The organism is uncultured Eubacterium sp. (assembly GCF_934295145.1).
In the GTDB taxonomy this organism is placed as follows: domain Bacteria; phylum Bacillota; class Clostridia; order Lachnospirales; family Lachnospiraceae; genus Eubacterium_I.
The window spans coordinates 1-15381 of record NZ_CAKRAS010000063.1; the positions used below are offsets into that span (position 1 = coordinate 1).

Annotated in this window: 12 protein-coding genes and 1 tRNA gene; 1 reads left to right on the forward strand and 12 read right to left on the reverse strand. The window is 44.5% G+C overall.

The features are described 5' to 3' along the window. Positions 1-97: 97 nt before the first annotated feature. The 8 genes from trmL to Q0I54_RS11325 form a co-directional block, all read right to left on the reverse strand. On the reverse strand, positions 98-604 hold the full coding sequence (trmL, locus tag Q0I54_RS11290) for a tRNA (uridine(34)/cytosine(34)/5-carboxymethylaminomethyluridine(34)-2'-O)-methyltransferase TrmL (protein ID WP_021738944.1): 507 nt from the start codon (positions 602-604) through the stop codon (positions 98-100). A 3-nt stretch (positions 605-607) separates the two neighbouring features. Continuing rightward, entirely contained in the window at positions 608-1789 is a 1182-nt protein-coding gene (locus tag Q0I54_RS11295) for a pyridoxal phosphate-dependent aminotransferase (protein ID WP_296118745.1), read from the reverse strand. Continuing rightward, positions 1786-2268: an Lrp/AsnC family transcriptional regulator gene (locus tag Q0I54_RS11300; protein WP_278526192.1), complete on the reverse strand. Its 483-nt coding sequence runs from the start codon at positions 2266-2268 to the stop codon at positions 1786-1788. The genes Q0I54_RS11295 and Q0I54_RS11300 overlap by 4 nt, the downstream gene beginning before the upstream one ends. A gap of 63 nt (positions 2269-2331) precedes the next feature. Next, on the reverse strand, positions 2332-3309 hold the full coding sequence (locus Q0I54_RS11305) for an AIR synthase family protein (RefSeq protein WP_296118747.1): 978 nt from the start codon (positions 3307-3309) through the stop codon (positions 2332-2334). Positions 3310-3538: 229 nt separating this feature from the next. Further along, entirely contained in the window at positions 3539-5128 is a 1590-nt protein-coding gene (locus Q0I54_RS11310; RefSeq protein WP_296118748.1) for a VanW family protein, read from the reverse strand. Between the two features lie 112 nt (positions 5129-5240). Beyond that, positions 5241-5981 (reverse strand): PolC-type DNA polymerase III, encoded by a 741-nt coding sequence (locus Q0I54_RS11315; protein WP_296118749.1) that lies wholly within the window; start codon positions 5979-5981, stop codon positions 5241-5243. Next, entirely contained in the window at positions 5978-7798 is a 1821-nt protein-coding gene (locus tag Q0I54_RS11320; protein ID WP_296118751.1) for a B12-binding domain-containing radical SAM protein, read from the reverse strand. Before Q0I54_RS11320 ends, Q0I54_RS11315 begins: the two co-directional genes overlap by 4 nt. A 220-nt stretch (positions 7799-8018) precedes the next feature. Beyond that, positions 8019-8822: a C39 family peptidase gene (locus Q0I54_RS11325; protein ID WP_296118752.1), complete on the reverse strand. Its 804-nt coding sequence runs from the start codon at positions 8820-8822 to the stop codon at positions 8019-8021. Positions 8823-9067: 245 nt separating this feature from the next. On the opposite strand from Q0I54_RS11325, the gene Q0I54_RS11330 reads away from it, so the two are divergent. Further along, on the forward strand, positions 9068-9337 hold the full coding sequence (locus Q0I54_RS11330) for a GNAT family acetyltransferase (protein WP_296118753.1): 270 nt from the start codon (positions 9068-9070) through the stop codon (positions 9335-9337). Between the two features lie 559 nt (positions 9338-9896). Here Q0I54_RS11330 and Q0I54_RS11335 read toward each other — a convergent pair. From Q0I54_RS11335 to Q0I54_RS11350, 4 genes are all read right to left on the reverse strand, one after another. After that, positions 9897-12161, reverse strand: coding sequence for a hypothetical protein (locus Q0I54_RS11335; protein WP_296118754.1), 2265 nt, complete (start codon positions 12159-12161; stop codon positions 9897-9899). Beyond that, a complete protein-coding gene (locus Q0I54_RS11340; protein ID WP_296118756.1) occupies positions 12130-14244 on the reverse strand; it encodes an RND family transporter in 2115 nt (704 codons plus the stop codon). Before Q0I54_RS11340 ends, Q0I54_RS11335 begins: the two co-directional genes overlap by 32 nt. Before the next feature lie 296 nt (positions 14245-14540). Next, on the reverse strand, positions 14541-15107 hold the full coding sequence (locus Q0I54_RS11345) for a TetR/AcrR family transcriptional regulator C-terminal domain-containing protein (RefSeq protein WP_296118757.1): 567 nt from the start codon (positions 15105-15107) through the stop codon (positions 14541-14543). A 197-nt stretch (positions 15108-15304) separates the two neighbouring features. After that, positions 15305-15375 (reverse strand) — tRNA-Gly (locus Q0I54_RS11350). Positions 15376-15381: the final 6 nt, after the last annotated feature.

Below are 15381 nucleotides of genomic sequence, written 5' to 3' on the forward strand. Positions count from 1 at the left end.
CAAGTCGAACGCACGTGAGACTTGGTGCGTGATTCTGGTCAGCGTAAGCTGACATATTCTTCTCAGAATCACTGCACTCTACACTTCGTTGCGATTTTTACTCAATATAGTCGTCAAATTTTGTCAGATGTCCCATCAGCTGCATCTGAGAAAAATCATTCTGGCGCAGTGCTTCGTACAGCACAACGGCCACCGAATTAGACAGATTCAGGGAGCGGATTTCACTCAACATCGGAATCCGCACGCATCTGTCTTTGTTATGCGCAAGAATCTCTTCCGGGATTCCTGCACTTTCTTTTCCAAACATAATATAGCAGTCTTCTTCATATGACACTTCTGTATACACATTCTGCCCCTTTGTAGTTGCCATATAAATCTTGGCTCCCGGATTTTTCTCCAGAAACTCCTGATAATTCACATAAGTTGTCACATCCAGATCTTTCCAGTAATCCATACCTGCCCTCTTGATCTGTTTTTCATTCAGACGGAATCCAAGAGGCTCGATCAGATGCAGACGTGTACCTGTAGCTACACAGGTGCGCCCAATATTTCCAGTATTTGCCGGAATCTCCGGCTCATACAGAACAATATTTAATTTAGCCATAATCTACGCTTCCTTTTTCTCCTCACGGAGCTTCTGTACAAAACGCTCCATACGGTCTAATGCTTCTTTTAATGCTTCCAGTGAATATGCATAGGAAATTCGCAAAAAGCCTTCACCACAGGCACCAAATGCGGTACCTGGAACGACCGCTACTTTCTCTTCCTGCAGAAATCTGGTTGCAAATTCATCAGAAGTCATGCCAAATTCTTTGATACATGGGAATGCATAAAAAGCGCCAAATGGTTCAAAACACTCAAGTCCCATCTCTTTGAAACGATGTATCAGATAACGACGGCGGCCGTTGTACTCGTCACGCATATGTGCCACATCTTCATCACCATTTTTCAGTGCAGAAACCCCTGCATACTGGCTGGTAGTCGGTGCACACATGATGGCAAACTGATGGATTTTCAGCATCTGCTGTAAAATCACCTGCGGACCACATGCATATCCGATACGCCATCCTGTCATTGCATGGGATTTTGACAGACCGTTAATATAAATGGTACGGTCTCTCATTCCAGGCATAGAAGCAATGGATACATGGCCATCCTCGGTATAAGTCAGTTCTGAATATATCTCGTCTGTGATAACATAGAGATCATTTGCAACGATCAGATCCACCAGATCTTCCAGGTCACTTCGCTCCATTACCGCACCCGTCGGATTATTCGGAAACGGAAGTACCAGAATCTTCGTCTTAGGGGTAATAGCTGCTTCGAGTTCTTCCCTTGTCAGACGAAACTGGTTTTCTGCTTTCAGCTCAATAACCACAGGCACGCCACCTGCCAGCTTTGCACATGGCAGATAAGATACATAACTTGGCTGCGGAATCAACACTTCATCTCCCGGATCAAGCATTGCACGCATTGCGATATCAATCGCCTCACTTCCACCGACGGTAACCATAATCTCGTGATTATAATCATATTCCAAACCATATTTCCGATTCAGGAAATTTGCTATCTCAATTTTTAATTCTTTCAAACCGGCATTTGAGGTGTAGAACGTTCTTCCTTTTTCCAGAGAATAGATACCCTCATCACGCACATGCCATGGTGTGTCAAAATCCGGCTCACCAACACCAAGAGAAATTGCATCCTTCATTTCACTTACAATGTCAAAAAACTTACGGATACCGGATGGCTCAATTTCTGTAATTACTTTTGATAATGGGTTTCTCATGGTGTCATCAGCATCCTTTCATCTTTTTCTTTTTCTGCCATAATCGTTCCGTGGTCTTTGTACTTCTTCAGAATGAAGTTCGTCTTGGTACTCAGAACGGACTCAAGTGGTGAAAGTTTGTCTGATACGAACTGTGCGGCTTCACGCAGTGTACGTCCCTCGATAGTTACAAGCAAATCATAACTTCCGGAGATCAGATATACTGCGTTTACTTCCGGGTAGTTATAAATACGCTCTGCGATCTTGTCAAATCCCTGTCCTCTCTGCGGGGTAACGCTTACCTCAATCAGAGCGGTTACTTTTTCAATATCTGTTTTGTCCCAGTTGATCAGTGTATGATAACCACAGATGATATGGTCAGCTTCCATAGCAGCAAGTTCATTTGCCACACTGAGTTCATCCTCTCCGAGAATGATGGCCAGCTCTTTGATATCAATACGACTGTTTTTTTCTATAAAAGTTAAAATTTTTTCACGCATTGTCAGTTTCTCCTTTACTTTTCTCAACATTATACAGCATTCAACGGAATTATCCCAAAAGACCTAGTATATCTGCTCTCCCGCTCGCGGCGGCTCCAGGAATCTGCGTTCCTCTTCATTGATCACAACACGGTCATTGTCCGCTGTCGCCTTGCCAACCACAACAGCCGGGATTCCCTGGTGCTTCAGATCAAGCACCAGACGATTACCGTCCTCCGCCGCCAGCAAAAGGCTGCCGGTGGATCCCATCTGGTATGGATTGAGGTCAAAAAATTCACAGATTTCTACTGTTTCCTGTCGAATTGGGATTTTCTTTAATTCGATGTCAAGTCCGACGCCAGAAGCTTCCGCCAGTTCCCACAAAGCTCCGAAAATACCACCTGTGGTCACGTCATGCATGGCTCTCACGCCAGACTTCATGGCGGTAGCGGCCTCCGGAATAATGGAAAAATACTGTTCGAACCGTTCTGCGTCATCCAGTAAATGCTGTGGATACCGTGATAACAAAATTTCCCTGCGGCTGCGGGCAAGTTTCGCCGTTGCCTCAAGGCCGATCCACTTTGTCACAACAATGTCATCACCCGGTCTCGCTCCTGCCGTGGTGGAAAGCATTCCCTTCTTTGCTTTTCCCACCGCCGCAATAGAAACCACCGGCCGGTTCACTTCATCTGTCACTTCCGTATGTCCGCCCAGAACCTGTACCTGTAATGGTTCACATTCTTTTGCAATGGTCTGAACCATTTTGCGCATTTCCGGCTCTTCCACCTCAGGTGGAAGTAATGCAGTAAGCATCAGTCCCACCGGTTTGGCGCCTCCGGCCGCCAAATCGTTCAGATTGGCATGCACCGCACAGCGTCCATCCAGTGAATCACGCCAGATCACTGGATCAGAAGACAACACGATCACTTCATCTTCTGCCACGGAAATTGCCGCACAGTCCTCGCCGACTCCCGCTGCCAGTAATACATCCGGACGTTTCAAATGCAATTGTTTTAATATAGAACGTTTTAAAACGCTCTCTGCTATTTTTCCCTGTTTCATATTGATTATTTATCCCTTATTTGTAAAGCAATAATTTCTTCTCATGCGAGTGTGCATTATTTACACAAAGGCTGTCGTATCGGACAGCCTTGTCATGTTATCTCAGTCTGCGTTAAACCTCCGACTGAGATAAACGCTCTGCGAGAATATGTAGTGATTCTGAGAAGAATATGTCAGCTTACACTGACCAGAATCACGCACTAAGTCTCACCTGTGTTCGACTTGAATTTTATTGTCCAACAGACTGCTCCTGCTGCGCAGCCGTATCTGTTCCCTGCTGTGTCTGATTCTGCGTCTGTCCCTGCTGCGCTGAATCTGCAGGCTGCTGCGTCTGATCCGTTGTCTGATCAGCATTCGTATCTGTTGTCTCCGGCTGCTGTACCGCATTTTTCCACTGCGCTGCCGCTGCACGGATGGTTCCCTCATCCTGTGTCGCAATTGCAGCTTTCATAGCGGCTGTTGCCTCTGCATTTGCAGAAGAAACTCCTACGGAATAAATTGCCGGTGAAGCCTTATATGTGGTCTTGTTAAAGATATCTCTGCTCTGTTCTACACCATCTACTGTCACAACTTTCCATAAGCGGGCAGATTTTCCCGTATGGGCACTCTGTGTCTTTGTAATAGTTCCAACCGCATCTGAGGACTCCTGGAATTTTACTCCCGGATCCGTAGTGCTCAGCGTTTCACTTACAAAGGATACCTTGCGGTTTGCTGCTCTGGTCTCCTGTCCGTAAATAGTAAATGAGATCTTTGATCCACTTGCATAACTCTCGATATAAATCGGAGCTTCTGTGTTATTTTTAAATTTAAAATCCTTATATTCGCCTGCGATAGCTGCATCCGCAGACGGATCCACATAATTTACGATCATGGAATGTCCGGAACGCTCTGTCACTTCCAGTTCTGCCCGTATCACTGCATTATATAAGGTAGTAGATACCTGACAGATTCCGCCGCCGTAAGCATCTACAGTTGTTCCGTTTTCATAGGCACCTGCAAGTTTATAGCCGTTCTCCGCATTAAATGGAGAAACCGTATGGTATACAGAAAATTCTTCTCCCGGATAGATTACGCTGCCGTTGATTTTCTTGCTTCCGTTGGCAATATTTGCCTTTCTGCCGGATGCGGAAGATGCATAATTCGTGGTAAATGTACCAAGTACATCCTTTACTTTTTCCAGTTCTTCACGGGATCCTTTCGGCTTGCTGATCTCAGCTGTCAGTTCCACGGTATTGTTCTCTTTCCAGCCATCCTGCAGGCTTTCGTCGATCGCCTCCACAGATTTTGCCACATCGACAACGATACCATCCTGACCATCGATCACCTGAAAGGAGCCGTTTTCTCTTGTTAGTCCGAAATCCACTGCATCTCGGTTCAGCTCAGATGCATGTTCTTCCAGATATGCGGTTGTTTTCTCAGAATCAACAGCCAGCGGCAGATGGAACACTTTATCCTCATGCTCCAGATCTTTGCCTGCTTTATAACGGGCGATCAGGTTTCCGCTTTTTCCGTATGCAACGGCTTCATCTACACTCTCCTGATTTCCCCATGTCACGCCCAGATCTTCTGCTGTCGCTTCCACGGACACGTCATTGATCGTCAATGAAACGGTCTGTTCCGCCAGACCATCCACATAATCCTGAACAGCATCGATTGCTTCTTCTTTTGTCATTCCGCCCACTGCCACGTCACCGATAAAAATACGATCAGCGATGACAGAATTTTCACTCTTTTTCGCCTGAGCAGTCTGATGACCGACTCCTGCTGCCAGCAGTACTGCCGCACCAAGCACCGGTAATACTCTGATCCATTTTTTCATTCTATGTTCACCTTTCTATATTAACAGTGCGGATAATATTCCTGTTACCACCATGGCCACAAGTACAATGATCACAACAATTGAGGCCAGCACTCTTTTTTTCTTTGATTTTTTATACATGTTCTGAGCCCTCCTGTCTCGGAATTCTTCCATACTTCGCATAAATTTTGTCAATCATACGCGATGCTTCGCTCTTTGTCAGACTGTCAATTTCGATATCAGATTCTATTCTATGATAAATCAGCAAATGATTCAAGTCTCTTTTTTGCGCCGGAGTCAGTGGTCCCTGCTTTTTCACTTTGTAATTCAGCGGTTTCGGCACAAAAAGTCCTGGCTCCTTCTCCTGATACGCTTCCTGTAGCAATAAAAACAGTTCCGCCGTTGCCCGGGCATCGTCCACAGCACGGTGTGCATGATCTCTATGAATCTGAAAATAATCACACAGCACTTCTAATGACTTTTTCTCCGGCTCTTTCAAAACTTTCCGGGCAATTTTTAACGTGTCAATGGCTTTCTGATCCCAGGGAATCCCGTGATTGACCGCGCATTGTTTCAAAAATCCATAGTCAAAGATCACATTGTGTCCCAGCAACGGTGCATCTCCTGCAAACTCCAGAAATTTCTGCAGCGCTTCTTCCGCCTCTGGCGCATCCACCACCATCTCTGATGTGATTCCGGTCAGCTCCGTAATCCGGTCATCAATCTTTCGATGCGGATTTACAAAAGTCTGAAAGGTATCCAGGATTTCTCCCCGGTACAGCCGCACTGCACCAATTTCCAGAATCCGGTCTGTTTTCACCTGCAGCCCGGTCATTTCCAGATCAACTGCGATCAGTTCCGTCATTGGTTTCATGCCGTCTCTCCTTCCATCTGTGCATCTGTGATCACCGTAATGGCCGCCTCATTTGTCAGCGGATTTCTGGTTTCATAGTCAAATAAGAACCACAACGGTTCTCCTTCCTTACGATACTTTCCTTCCGCATCCAGCCAGTAAAAATGTTCCAGATGGCAGTATTTTTTCTCCATTCCATGGGCTCGCAGATATCTGGATGTTTTTTTCTTCTCCAGTGCAAGGTCCTGCGCCCACGCCGGCCGGCTCTTTGATTTTTCAATTCTATACAGGTCAAACATCAGCGCTTCCTGATAAGCCTCTCTCCGCTCCGGATCCACAGACACCGCAAAATCCAGCACAATTTCCGTCCGGCGGACGCGATTGTGATTACAGTCCAGATACCCGTTACTTCTATAATAGTGTCCCATATCCAGAAACATCTGAAATGCGCTGTCATACTGTTTCTCTAAAACACCCAGATATGTCAGAAACTGACCACTGTTATAATGAAGCTCCAGCATTTCTTCCACCAGACGGATCTCCAACATCTCATCATAGGAAACCCATTTGCTCGCCAGTACCTCATATGGTGGTTTTGTACGATAAACCAGACCGTACTCCGCAGCGTGTTCATACATATAAGAGCCTTTCAGCACTTTTAAAAAGCCCAATTGAAGCTGCTGTGTATGCAGTGCATAAATATCGTTAAAGGACTGCTGAAATCTCTGATAATCCTCAAATGGCAGTCCCGCGATCAGATCCAGATGCTGATGAATATTTCCCCCCGCTTTTACCCGGTTCACTGCATGATACACTTTTTCCAGACACATGGTACGGTGAATTTCACGAATCGTCACGTCGTTTGTGGACTGTACACCAATTTCCAGCTGGATCAGCCCCGGACGCATATCAGAGATCAGCTCCAGTTCATCCTCTCTGAGCAGATCCGCGGAAATTTCAAAATGGAAATTCGTGATTCCGTTATCGTGTTCCTTGATATACTTCCAAATTTCCATGGCATGTTCATGCTGACAATTAAACGTACGATCCACAAATTTTACCTGTGGTACTTTTGCGTCAATAAAAAACTGCAATTCTTTGTATACAAGCGGCAGACTACGGAAACGCAGTTTTTTGTCCACGGAAGACAGACAATAACTGCAGTTAAACGGACAACCACGGCTAGATTCATAATAAATGATCCGATGTTCAAAATCTTTCAGATTTGCATAGCAAAACGGCAGTTCATCCATGGGAAGCAGGCTGCGCAACGGTTGGATTTTCACAGTTCCGTCCGCTCTGCGATAAGAAATACCGTCAATTTTCCCCAACAGTTCCTCATTTCGTTCTGCTAAAGAGCCTGACTTTTTCTCGTGTTCAGCCTCTGCAACTTCCGTCCCTTTCTGCACATTTTCACTGTTCTCTGTCAAAAGTTGTGTCTCTTGTTTGTATTGTTCAAAATAAGTGCACAACTCTGTCAGTGTCCGCTCACCCTCACCCATCATAATTCCTGTGATGGCAGGATTTTCCTTCAGGAAACGCTCCGTTTCAAAAGATGCCTCCGGTCCACCAACCCAGATTGGCACTTCCGGGCGCAGTTTGTGAAACTCGGCCGCCAGTTCCCTGACATACTCCACGTTCCATATATAGCAGGAAAAAAGCAGTACATCCGGCTTCTGACGATATATTTTTTCCAGAATATCGTCCAGCTGATTGTTAATTGTATATTCCGCCCGATCTATCTTATGTCCGTGTGCCTCAGCGTAGGCCTGCAGGGAATAAACGGCCAGATTTGAATGAATGTATTTCGCATTGATTGCCGTCAATAAAATTTTCATCTGAAATGCTCCATCTCTCTTTTCTCTATCTTGTATCTGTCATTACTTTTTCTTATCATTTTCACATCTTAAGCATTTCATACGATACCACAAACCCGAAAAAAAGGAAAGAAAAAAAGCAGCTACAAAACCTCATTTCAAAGGTCTTATAACTGCATTCCTTACATGTAAAGTGGACATTCACAATCCACTTTTGCGATAGAAGAAATCACCCCTGATCTTATTGTGCCTTACTATATACCCACAAATTTTTCATCTGTGACGTAATTTCTTCCAGATTCCAGCTTTTATCACTGTTTTTACGACTGTTCGGATCATTTATCGTAACATCTCCATTAGATGTCACCCCAGTCAGCACGATAAAATGTCCGGTTGTGGTAAAATCGCCCGGTCCCATAATGCAGATGATTGGATGACCGTCCCTCAGTTTACTGCGAATCGTATCCGCATCCAATCCCAGTTCATTTGCATACAGACCAAGATTATCGGCAAGTCCTGTCATCATATCCCAGGAAGAACCGCTGCCATTGACATAGTAGCCATCCGCCTGCGCCATTTTTGCTACCGCGTAAGGATTCATGTTCAAATTTCCGGTCAAGCCTACGCAGACCATAGAAAGTGCGGTCGGTCCGCAACCGGTCACTGCCAGGAAATCATCGCCATAGGTTTTATAGCCCCAACGCTCGTCCCACTGAATAAAAAGCGGTATTTTTCCATCCGCCATATCTCCGGAAATATCAATATTTTCATCGCTCCCGTCATCATTTATATGTTTTTTATAATCCAGAACAAATTCTCTTGCCTCCGGATTTTTCTCATACAAACGAATCAAACTGTCCGGATAACCTTCCACCTGAAGTTCTGAGCTAGAAATCACACCGAAGGATGCCCTGACACGATCGATCATTCCGTTTTTTCCACATACTACAACTGCCAGAATCACCAGAACAATTGCCAGAAACGTTTTTCTTCTTCTGGCTCTGCGCCGTCTCTTTTGCTGTTTTATGCTCATCCTTTTTTTCATATTTCATCTATCTCCCTATGTCGATGTATACAAAGTTACCCTGTGCATACATCTTCTTCGTGTCTTACTGTGTTGTATTTTCTCTCTTCTTTAGTAAAACACATCTATATTAGAGATATTTTTATATAATCTGTCCAAAAGCTTACGATTTTCTTACAAAAATCTTATTTCCAGCTTATCTGCTCCCTTGCACATTTTCCCTGCAGAAGCTAAAATAAGAGTAGTTTTTTGAAAGGACGATTCTCATGATTGCAAGAACAGATATTTTTAATATTAACTTCTATAAAAAAGAACGCTTTCATGGCAGCTACAAGAGCATGCATTACCGTATTGAAAAATATGCACCGGAAGAAGGAGACACCGTACTGCAGGTGACCGTGTGGCCGGGACCGTATAATTTTGATACCACACCAGATGAACAGAAAACCTCCGTCAGCTATCCATTTACTAATGATGGGCTGACAGAGGTCTGCGATTATTTAAATAATTTTTATACGGAACACTTTTGCAACTAAGGATAAACGCAAAGTAATTATAAATCTGTACCATACGGTTTTTTAAACTGTTTTTAGATTTTGAACCAGAGGTAAGACCAAAGCCACCGCAACGCGGTTCCCTTGACCATATACAAAAAGAACTGCTACACTGTTGTCAACGACGGAAAAATGAAACTGTTTTTGAGTTTCTCGCCGTCGGTAATCGACGTATAGCAGTTCTTTTGTATATGGTCAAGGGTGGCGTAAATAGCCAATTCCTTTCGCTTTTTCTTTTCTCTGTGTAAATCTGCGCATGCAACATAACAGTTATTTTGCCATTAGCTTATATGCATGCGTGGTACGCGGTGCCACGGCGTAAATGGAACAAAGCAGAAACGAACTCCAACGAAAGAACCATTGTAAAATTTTCGTTGTGACCGCTGCGTCTAGCCCGACCGCGGGAGTGTGTCTGAGCACGCCGGTTTTGCGGGCGAGTTCGCGGGAGCGGTCGGAGATAAGCGACGCAGTGGTAACAGAAAATTTTTCAGGTTCTTGTTGGAGTTCGTTTCTGCTTGTTCCAAATCACCCTAAACAAGAATTATTTTTCAATAGCCTCCGTCCGAATCACAAACTTCACACTTCCACTCATATCTTCTTTCAGTCCGGAAAATGTATGATAATTCTCCCCGGCATCCAGCACCAGATCCACACGATCCAGTAATTCTTCCACATCTCCATGATATGCATCACTCAGTTTTTGAATGCCCTCTTCGTCAAACTGAATCATACCATCGCTGAGTGTCTTTGCACCATCTTTCAGTTTTGCAGCACCAGCGTTTAAGGTTCCACTGTTTGCATTCAGTGTGTCCACACCGGCATTTAATGCGCTGCCTTTGCTGTTTAAAGTATCGACACCGGATTTCAGTGCTGCACTGTTGTTATTCAATGTAACTGCTCCGTTATTTAACGTCTGGATACCTTTCATAAGTTCCGGAACGCTGTTATTTAAACTCTGCATACCAACAGCCAGCGGCTGAATGCCTTCACTGTATAACTTCTGAACACCGGCACTTAAAGTCTGTGCTCCGGATACCAGGCCGCCATTCTCAATCTCAGACGCAAGCGCGGATTTGGTGGAAGCGATTCCGCTCTTTGCACCTGCCACAGCGCCCTGTTTTGCAGCTTCTGCCGCCATTCCACCAATCTGAGCGGATGTACCGTCAGCTATTCCGCTGATCAGCTTGCTTGATACATTGGATACGGAAGAAGCAGAAGCTGTCGTCATCTGAGAAGCAAATGCGGCTGCATCACTCTCCAGCGAATCTAATTTTCCAGCGGCCTGATAATCCGCATAATTTAATTGCTTATATGCTGCTGCATATGCACCATACATGGCCTGGCTGACACCATTTTCCACTTTTGCCTGAAGTTCATCGCTTCCAGTCAGAGCCGCTTTATACTGACCGGCCGCCTGCTGCGCGATGCCCTGATAGGTCTCACCGTCTTTCGCAAACATCTGGTTTACTGTATTTTCTGCCTGCACAGCCTCATCCTCTGTCACGCCTGCATTTAATGCGGCATCCAGCTGATCGATTCCAGCGGAAATTTTCTTTGCCCCGCTGACAATACCGTTGTCTCCCTCAAAATAGGTCTGAACCTGCATTGCTCCGCCGACAAGCTGTGTAATGCCATCTTTGAGATCTCCGGATTTGTCTGCCAGCTGTTTTGTGCCGTCAGCAACCTGAGCCACACCATCGGTATAAGCATCCACTCCCGTTTTTACCTGCGCTACGCCACCCGTATAAGCACGGATGCCGCTCTTTAATGTGGAAACACCTGTGGTATATGCTTTGATTCCGTCAAGCAACGTACCGCTTCCGTCAACAAGTGCTTTACTGCCGTCTACCAGCTGTTTGGAAGCATCACTGAGGGAATCAATGGCATCTTCAATCCCAGACAGATCAATGTCCTGATCCATATTCAATTCCTGTAAAATATCACTCATAACAAAAGTCATGGTCATATCCAGGGTAAAATCTTTGACATCTGCAGTTATTTCCACATAGTCCGGAATATTGACATCTTCCAGATCCTTACTATCCAGACCCAGACTTTCTGATAATCCAGGGAATGCAAATCCCACAACGACCTGATTATTTCCGTCACTGACCACTTTTCCGTTTGTTACTTCCACATTGGTGAAATCTTTATTCAACATCATACCGGTTACAGCCGCAAACGGTACATAGACACCGTCTTCTGTTTTTTCTTTATTTGTGTAATCCACGCGGATTGTCACTTTTCCGCTCTTTCCGGCCAGGTCTTCCGGTGCGATCTCCTCGCCATCCAGATAGTAAGTCATTTTCATATCAATCGGAAGTTCTTTATCGGTTTTTCCCTGATAATATATGTCATTTCCATCTGCCTGCCAGGTCAGTTTTCCATCCGCTCCCTGTGTAAAAGTCTCATCGCCTTTTACATTTTCAATATCTCTCAGATTGCTGACATCCTCAATCGTATCTGCGCCATCAAAATTTTTAAGCCAGTCACTGACGATCACCTCATTCGGCGTTCCGTCCGGATCAGCTACTACATACACGGTCTCTTCTTTTTTCGCAGCATCCTCAGACTGTACATCCGTCTGTGTTTTCAGCACCTGCGTTAAAATATTTTCGGTATCTTCGCTGTTTTTATCTGTATCAGATTCTGCCTCTTTCGTCGTCTCCTGTGCGGAAGCTGTTTTCTGTCCATAGACATGATAAGCACCCATACCACCGGTCACAATAACTGCAGCCAACACGCAGGCACCGGTACGAATTACTTTTTTTGATTTAAGAAACTGTTTTACTTTTGAAAATTTCATTTGCTTTTCTCTCCTTCTTCTTTGTTCCAAAACCTGCACTTGTTGCACATATTACTTTGTCAAATACCATATACATGGCCGGCAGCACAAAAATTACAACTACCATACTGATCAGGGCACCCCGCGCCATCAAAATACACAGTGAACTAATCATGTCGATATTTGAATAGATACCTACACCAAACGTAGATGCAAAGAAACTCAGTGCGCTGACTACGATGGACTGTGCGGAAGCTGCCACAGCTCGCTGTACCGCATCCTTTTTTTCCATTCCTGCAGCCCGGGAACTCTTGTAATTATTTGTCATCAAAATCGCATAATCAACTGTTGCTCCCAGCTGGATCGTTCCAATTACAATAGATGCAATAAACGGGATCGAGGTGTGCGTGTAGAATGGAATCGACATATTTACAAAAATTGCAAACTCTATGACTGCTACCAGAATGACCGGCAATACCAGAGATCGGAACACCAGAGCGATAATGACAAAAATTGCCACAATGGAGATTGCGCTGACAACCTTAAAGTCTGTATTTGTAATCGTGATCAGATCCTTGGTACATGGTGCTTCACCGATCAGCATACCGTTATCATCGTAATCTGCCACGATATTGTTGATTTCATCAATCTGTGCGTTTACTTTATCAGAAGCAGTCTTATACTCGGAACTGATCAGAATCATCTGGTATTTGTCATCTTCGATGATCTCCCGAACTGACTGCGGGATCATATCCTTCGGGACAGACGGTCCAATAATGCTGTCAATTCCAATGGCCGCCTTGACACCATCCACATGATCAATGCGCTCTAACATTTCCTCCGCATCCTTTGCTTTCATATGGCTGTCTGCCAGCAAAATATGGGTGGAATTCATATCAAACTCTTCATTCAGTTTCTCATTTGCCATAAAACTCTGCAGATCTTCCGGCAGTGTACCCGCAAGATCATAGTAAACTTCCGCATTTTTCTGCCCGTAAATTGCCGGAACCAGAAGCACTGCAAAAATCAGCAGAAAGATTGGGAAACGTTTTGTCACAAAGCCGGACAGCTTTCCAATATCCGGTAAAATGGCTTTGTGTCTTGCTTTTTCCAGTGGTTTGTCAAAAATCAGGATCATGGATGGTAAAATTGTGACACATCCGATCACACCGAATACCACACCTTTTGCCATAACGATTCCGAGGTCCATACCCAGCGTAAAACTCATGAAACACAGGGCGATAAATCCGGCCACTGTCGTAATGGAACTTCCCACAACAGAAGTAATTGTCTGGGCAATGGCATGCGCCATAGCATTTTTGTGATCGTCTGTAAATATTTTTTTCTGATTTTCGTAACTGTGCCACAGGAAAATCGAGTAATCCATGGTTACACCAAGCTGCAATACCGCGCTCAACGCCTTGGTCACATAGGAAATTTCTCCCATAAACACATTCGTTCCAAGGTTATATATGATTGCCATACCAATACTCATAAGGAAGAAAATTGGAATCAGGAAAGAATCCATGGTCAGCGACAATACCACCAGAGATAAAATAACTGCCAGAAGTACATAAACCGGAACTTCCTTGTCGGACAGGTCTCTGATATCGGTAACAACCGCCGACATTCCGCTTAAAAAGCACTGTTCATTGGAAATGGCTCTGATCTGTTCCACCGCTTCCATGGTCTCGTCCGCTGACATCGTGGTGTCATACAAAATAAACATCAGCGTACCTTCATCACTCAAAAATACTTTCTGCATTTTCTCCGGCAGCATATCTGTTGGAATACTGATGTCTGCTACACTGTCATACCAGAGAACTGCCTTTACATGATCCACATCCTCAATTTTTGCTTTCAGTGCACTGGCATCTTTATTCGACATGCCATCCACTACAAATGTGGAAAATGCTCCCGTTCCAAATTCGTCCACCAGAATATCCTGGCCTTTCATCGTCTCGATATCCTCCGGTAAATAGGAAAGAATATCATAATTTACTCTTGTGTGCAGATAGCCAAGCACTGACGGGATCAACAACACAATAGCTGCAATAAATATAATGATCCGGGACTTGACTACGCCTTTTCCAAATTTCAGCATCTTTTCTCATCTCTTTCTATTCTATATTTTACAATTGGGTCAACACCCCATGAAATGGCGGCTGTTCGTTGTAATAGAATAGAAAAAAAGATTGGATAATAGAATATCCAATCTCTTTTCCGTGTATCTGCGACATATTCATATTGTTCTATATGTATGTTTATCGTATACATTTTCACTTTTTTGTATATGTATAAAGTACGTTTTTATATGATTTGTATAAGAATAATTTCAAGTCGAACGCGCGTGAGAAAACTTCTCGTAGTATTTCATTCGTTTCTGAACAGCTACTTCTGCTACATATCTGCGAGCACATCCGCCAACGACCGCGTGATCATAAAACCATATACCTCCACCAGTTCTTCCGGGGAAATCTCCATTCCACTCTCGATCCAGGTCATCATGATATACGTCATGGTCTGGGAATAATACGCCGCGATCCGCTCTGGTGTCAGCCACTGGTTCTTCGGCACCTTACCCTTCATCTTCTCTTCGATCATACCGGTGAGAAGTGAACGAATTCCAATCTCTACCATCTCCCGGAAAGAATTCTGTCCTTCCATCCGGCCCACGCACATATAAAACTCTTTTTCCTTTTGCATCTTGGAAAAAATAATCTGCATTGCCTCGTTGATCATTCCATTTTCCACCAACGGCTGAATCGGCAGCAGAATATCTTGCACCAGAATCCACTCCAGCAATCCATACTTATCACTGAAATGGTGATAAAACGTCGGGCGGATCACTCCTGCCCCATCTGTGATCTGCTTGATCGTAATCTTTTCCACCGGCTGCTCACAGGCAAGCTTCTTAAAACTCTGTGCCAACGCAGCATCTACTGAAACTTTCTGTCCGTTATTCATATTGATTTCCCCCACAAAGCAAAAATACAGTTCACTCGCGCCATTCGCAAAGCGCTCATTCTGGCTTTCCCGCAGCTACGCTACAATCCTTGCTCATAAAAAGGCGCTCTCTTCAGCATTATGCATCCAGAACATTCCTCATGCCAGCATGAACATTTTCTGAATGCATATGATCAGTGAACTGTAAAATAAAAAAGAGCGGGTGATGGGAATCGAACCCACGTATCCAGCTTGGAAGGCTGGTGTTCTACCATTGAACTACACCCGCATGTAC

What these genes read in the sequence shown, in the direction of transcription:
- trmL (WP_021738944.1), bottom strand. Translation starts at nt 604, where the DNA reads ATGGCTAAATTAAATATTGTTCTGTATGAGCCGGAGATTCCGGCAAAT.
- Q0I54_RS11295 (WP_296118745.1), bottom strand. Translation starts at nt 1,789, where the DNA reads ATGAGAAACCCATTATCAAAAGTAATTACAGAAATTGAGCCATCCGGT.
- Q0I54_RS11300 (WP_278526192.1), bottom strand. Translation starts at nt 2,268, where the DNA reads ATGCGTGAAAAAATTTTAACTTTTATAGAAAAAAACAGTCGTATTGAT.
- Q0I54_RS11305 (WP_296118747.1), bottom strand. Translation starts at nt 3,309, where the DNA reads ATGAAACAGGGAAAAATAGCAGAGAGCGTTTTAAAACGTTCTATATTA.
- Q0I54_RS11310 (WP_296118748.1), bottom strand. Translation starts at nt 5,128, where the DNA reads ATGAAAAAATGGATCAGAGTATTACCGGTGCTTGGTGCGGCAGTACTG.
- Q0I54_RS11315 (WP_296118749.1), bottom strand. Translation starts at nt 5,981, where the DNA reads ATGAAACCAATGACGGAACTGATCGCAGTTGATCTGGAAATGACCGGG.
- Q0I54_RS11320 (WP_296118751.1), bottom strand. Translation starts at nt 7,798, where the DNA reads ATGAAAATTTTATTGACGGCAATCAATGCGAAATACATTCATTCAAAT.
- Q0I54_RS11325 (WP_296118752.1), bottom strand. Translation starts at nt 8,822, where the DNA reads ATGAAAAAAAGGATGAGCATAAAACAGCAAAAGAGACGGCGCAGAGCC.
- Q0I54_RS11330 (WP_296118753.1), top strand. Translation starts at nt 9,068, where the DNA reads ATGATTGCAAGAACAGATATTTTTAATATTAACTTCTATAAAAAAGAA.
- Q0I54_RS11335 (WP_296118754.1), bottom strand. Translation starts at nt 12,161, where the DNA reads ATGAAATTTTCAAAAGTAAAACAGTTTCTTAAATCAAAAAAAGTAATT.
- Q0I54_RS11340 (WP_296118756.1), bottom strand. Translation starts at nt 14,244, where the DNA reads ATGCTGAAATTTGGAAAAGGCGTAGTCAAGTCCCGGATCATTATATTT.
- Q0I54_RS11345 (WP_296118757.1), bottom strand. Translation starts at nt 15,107, where the DNA reads ATGAATAACGGACAGAAAGTTTCAGTAGATGCTGCGTTGGCACAGAGT.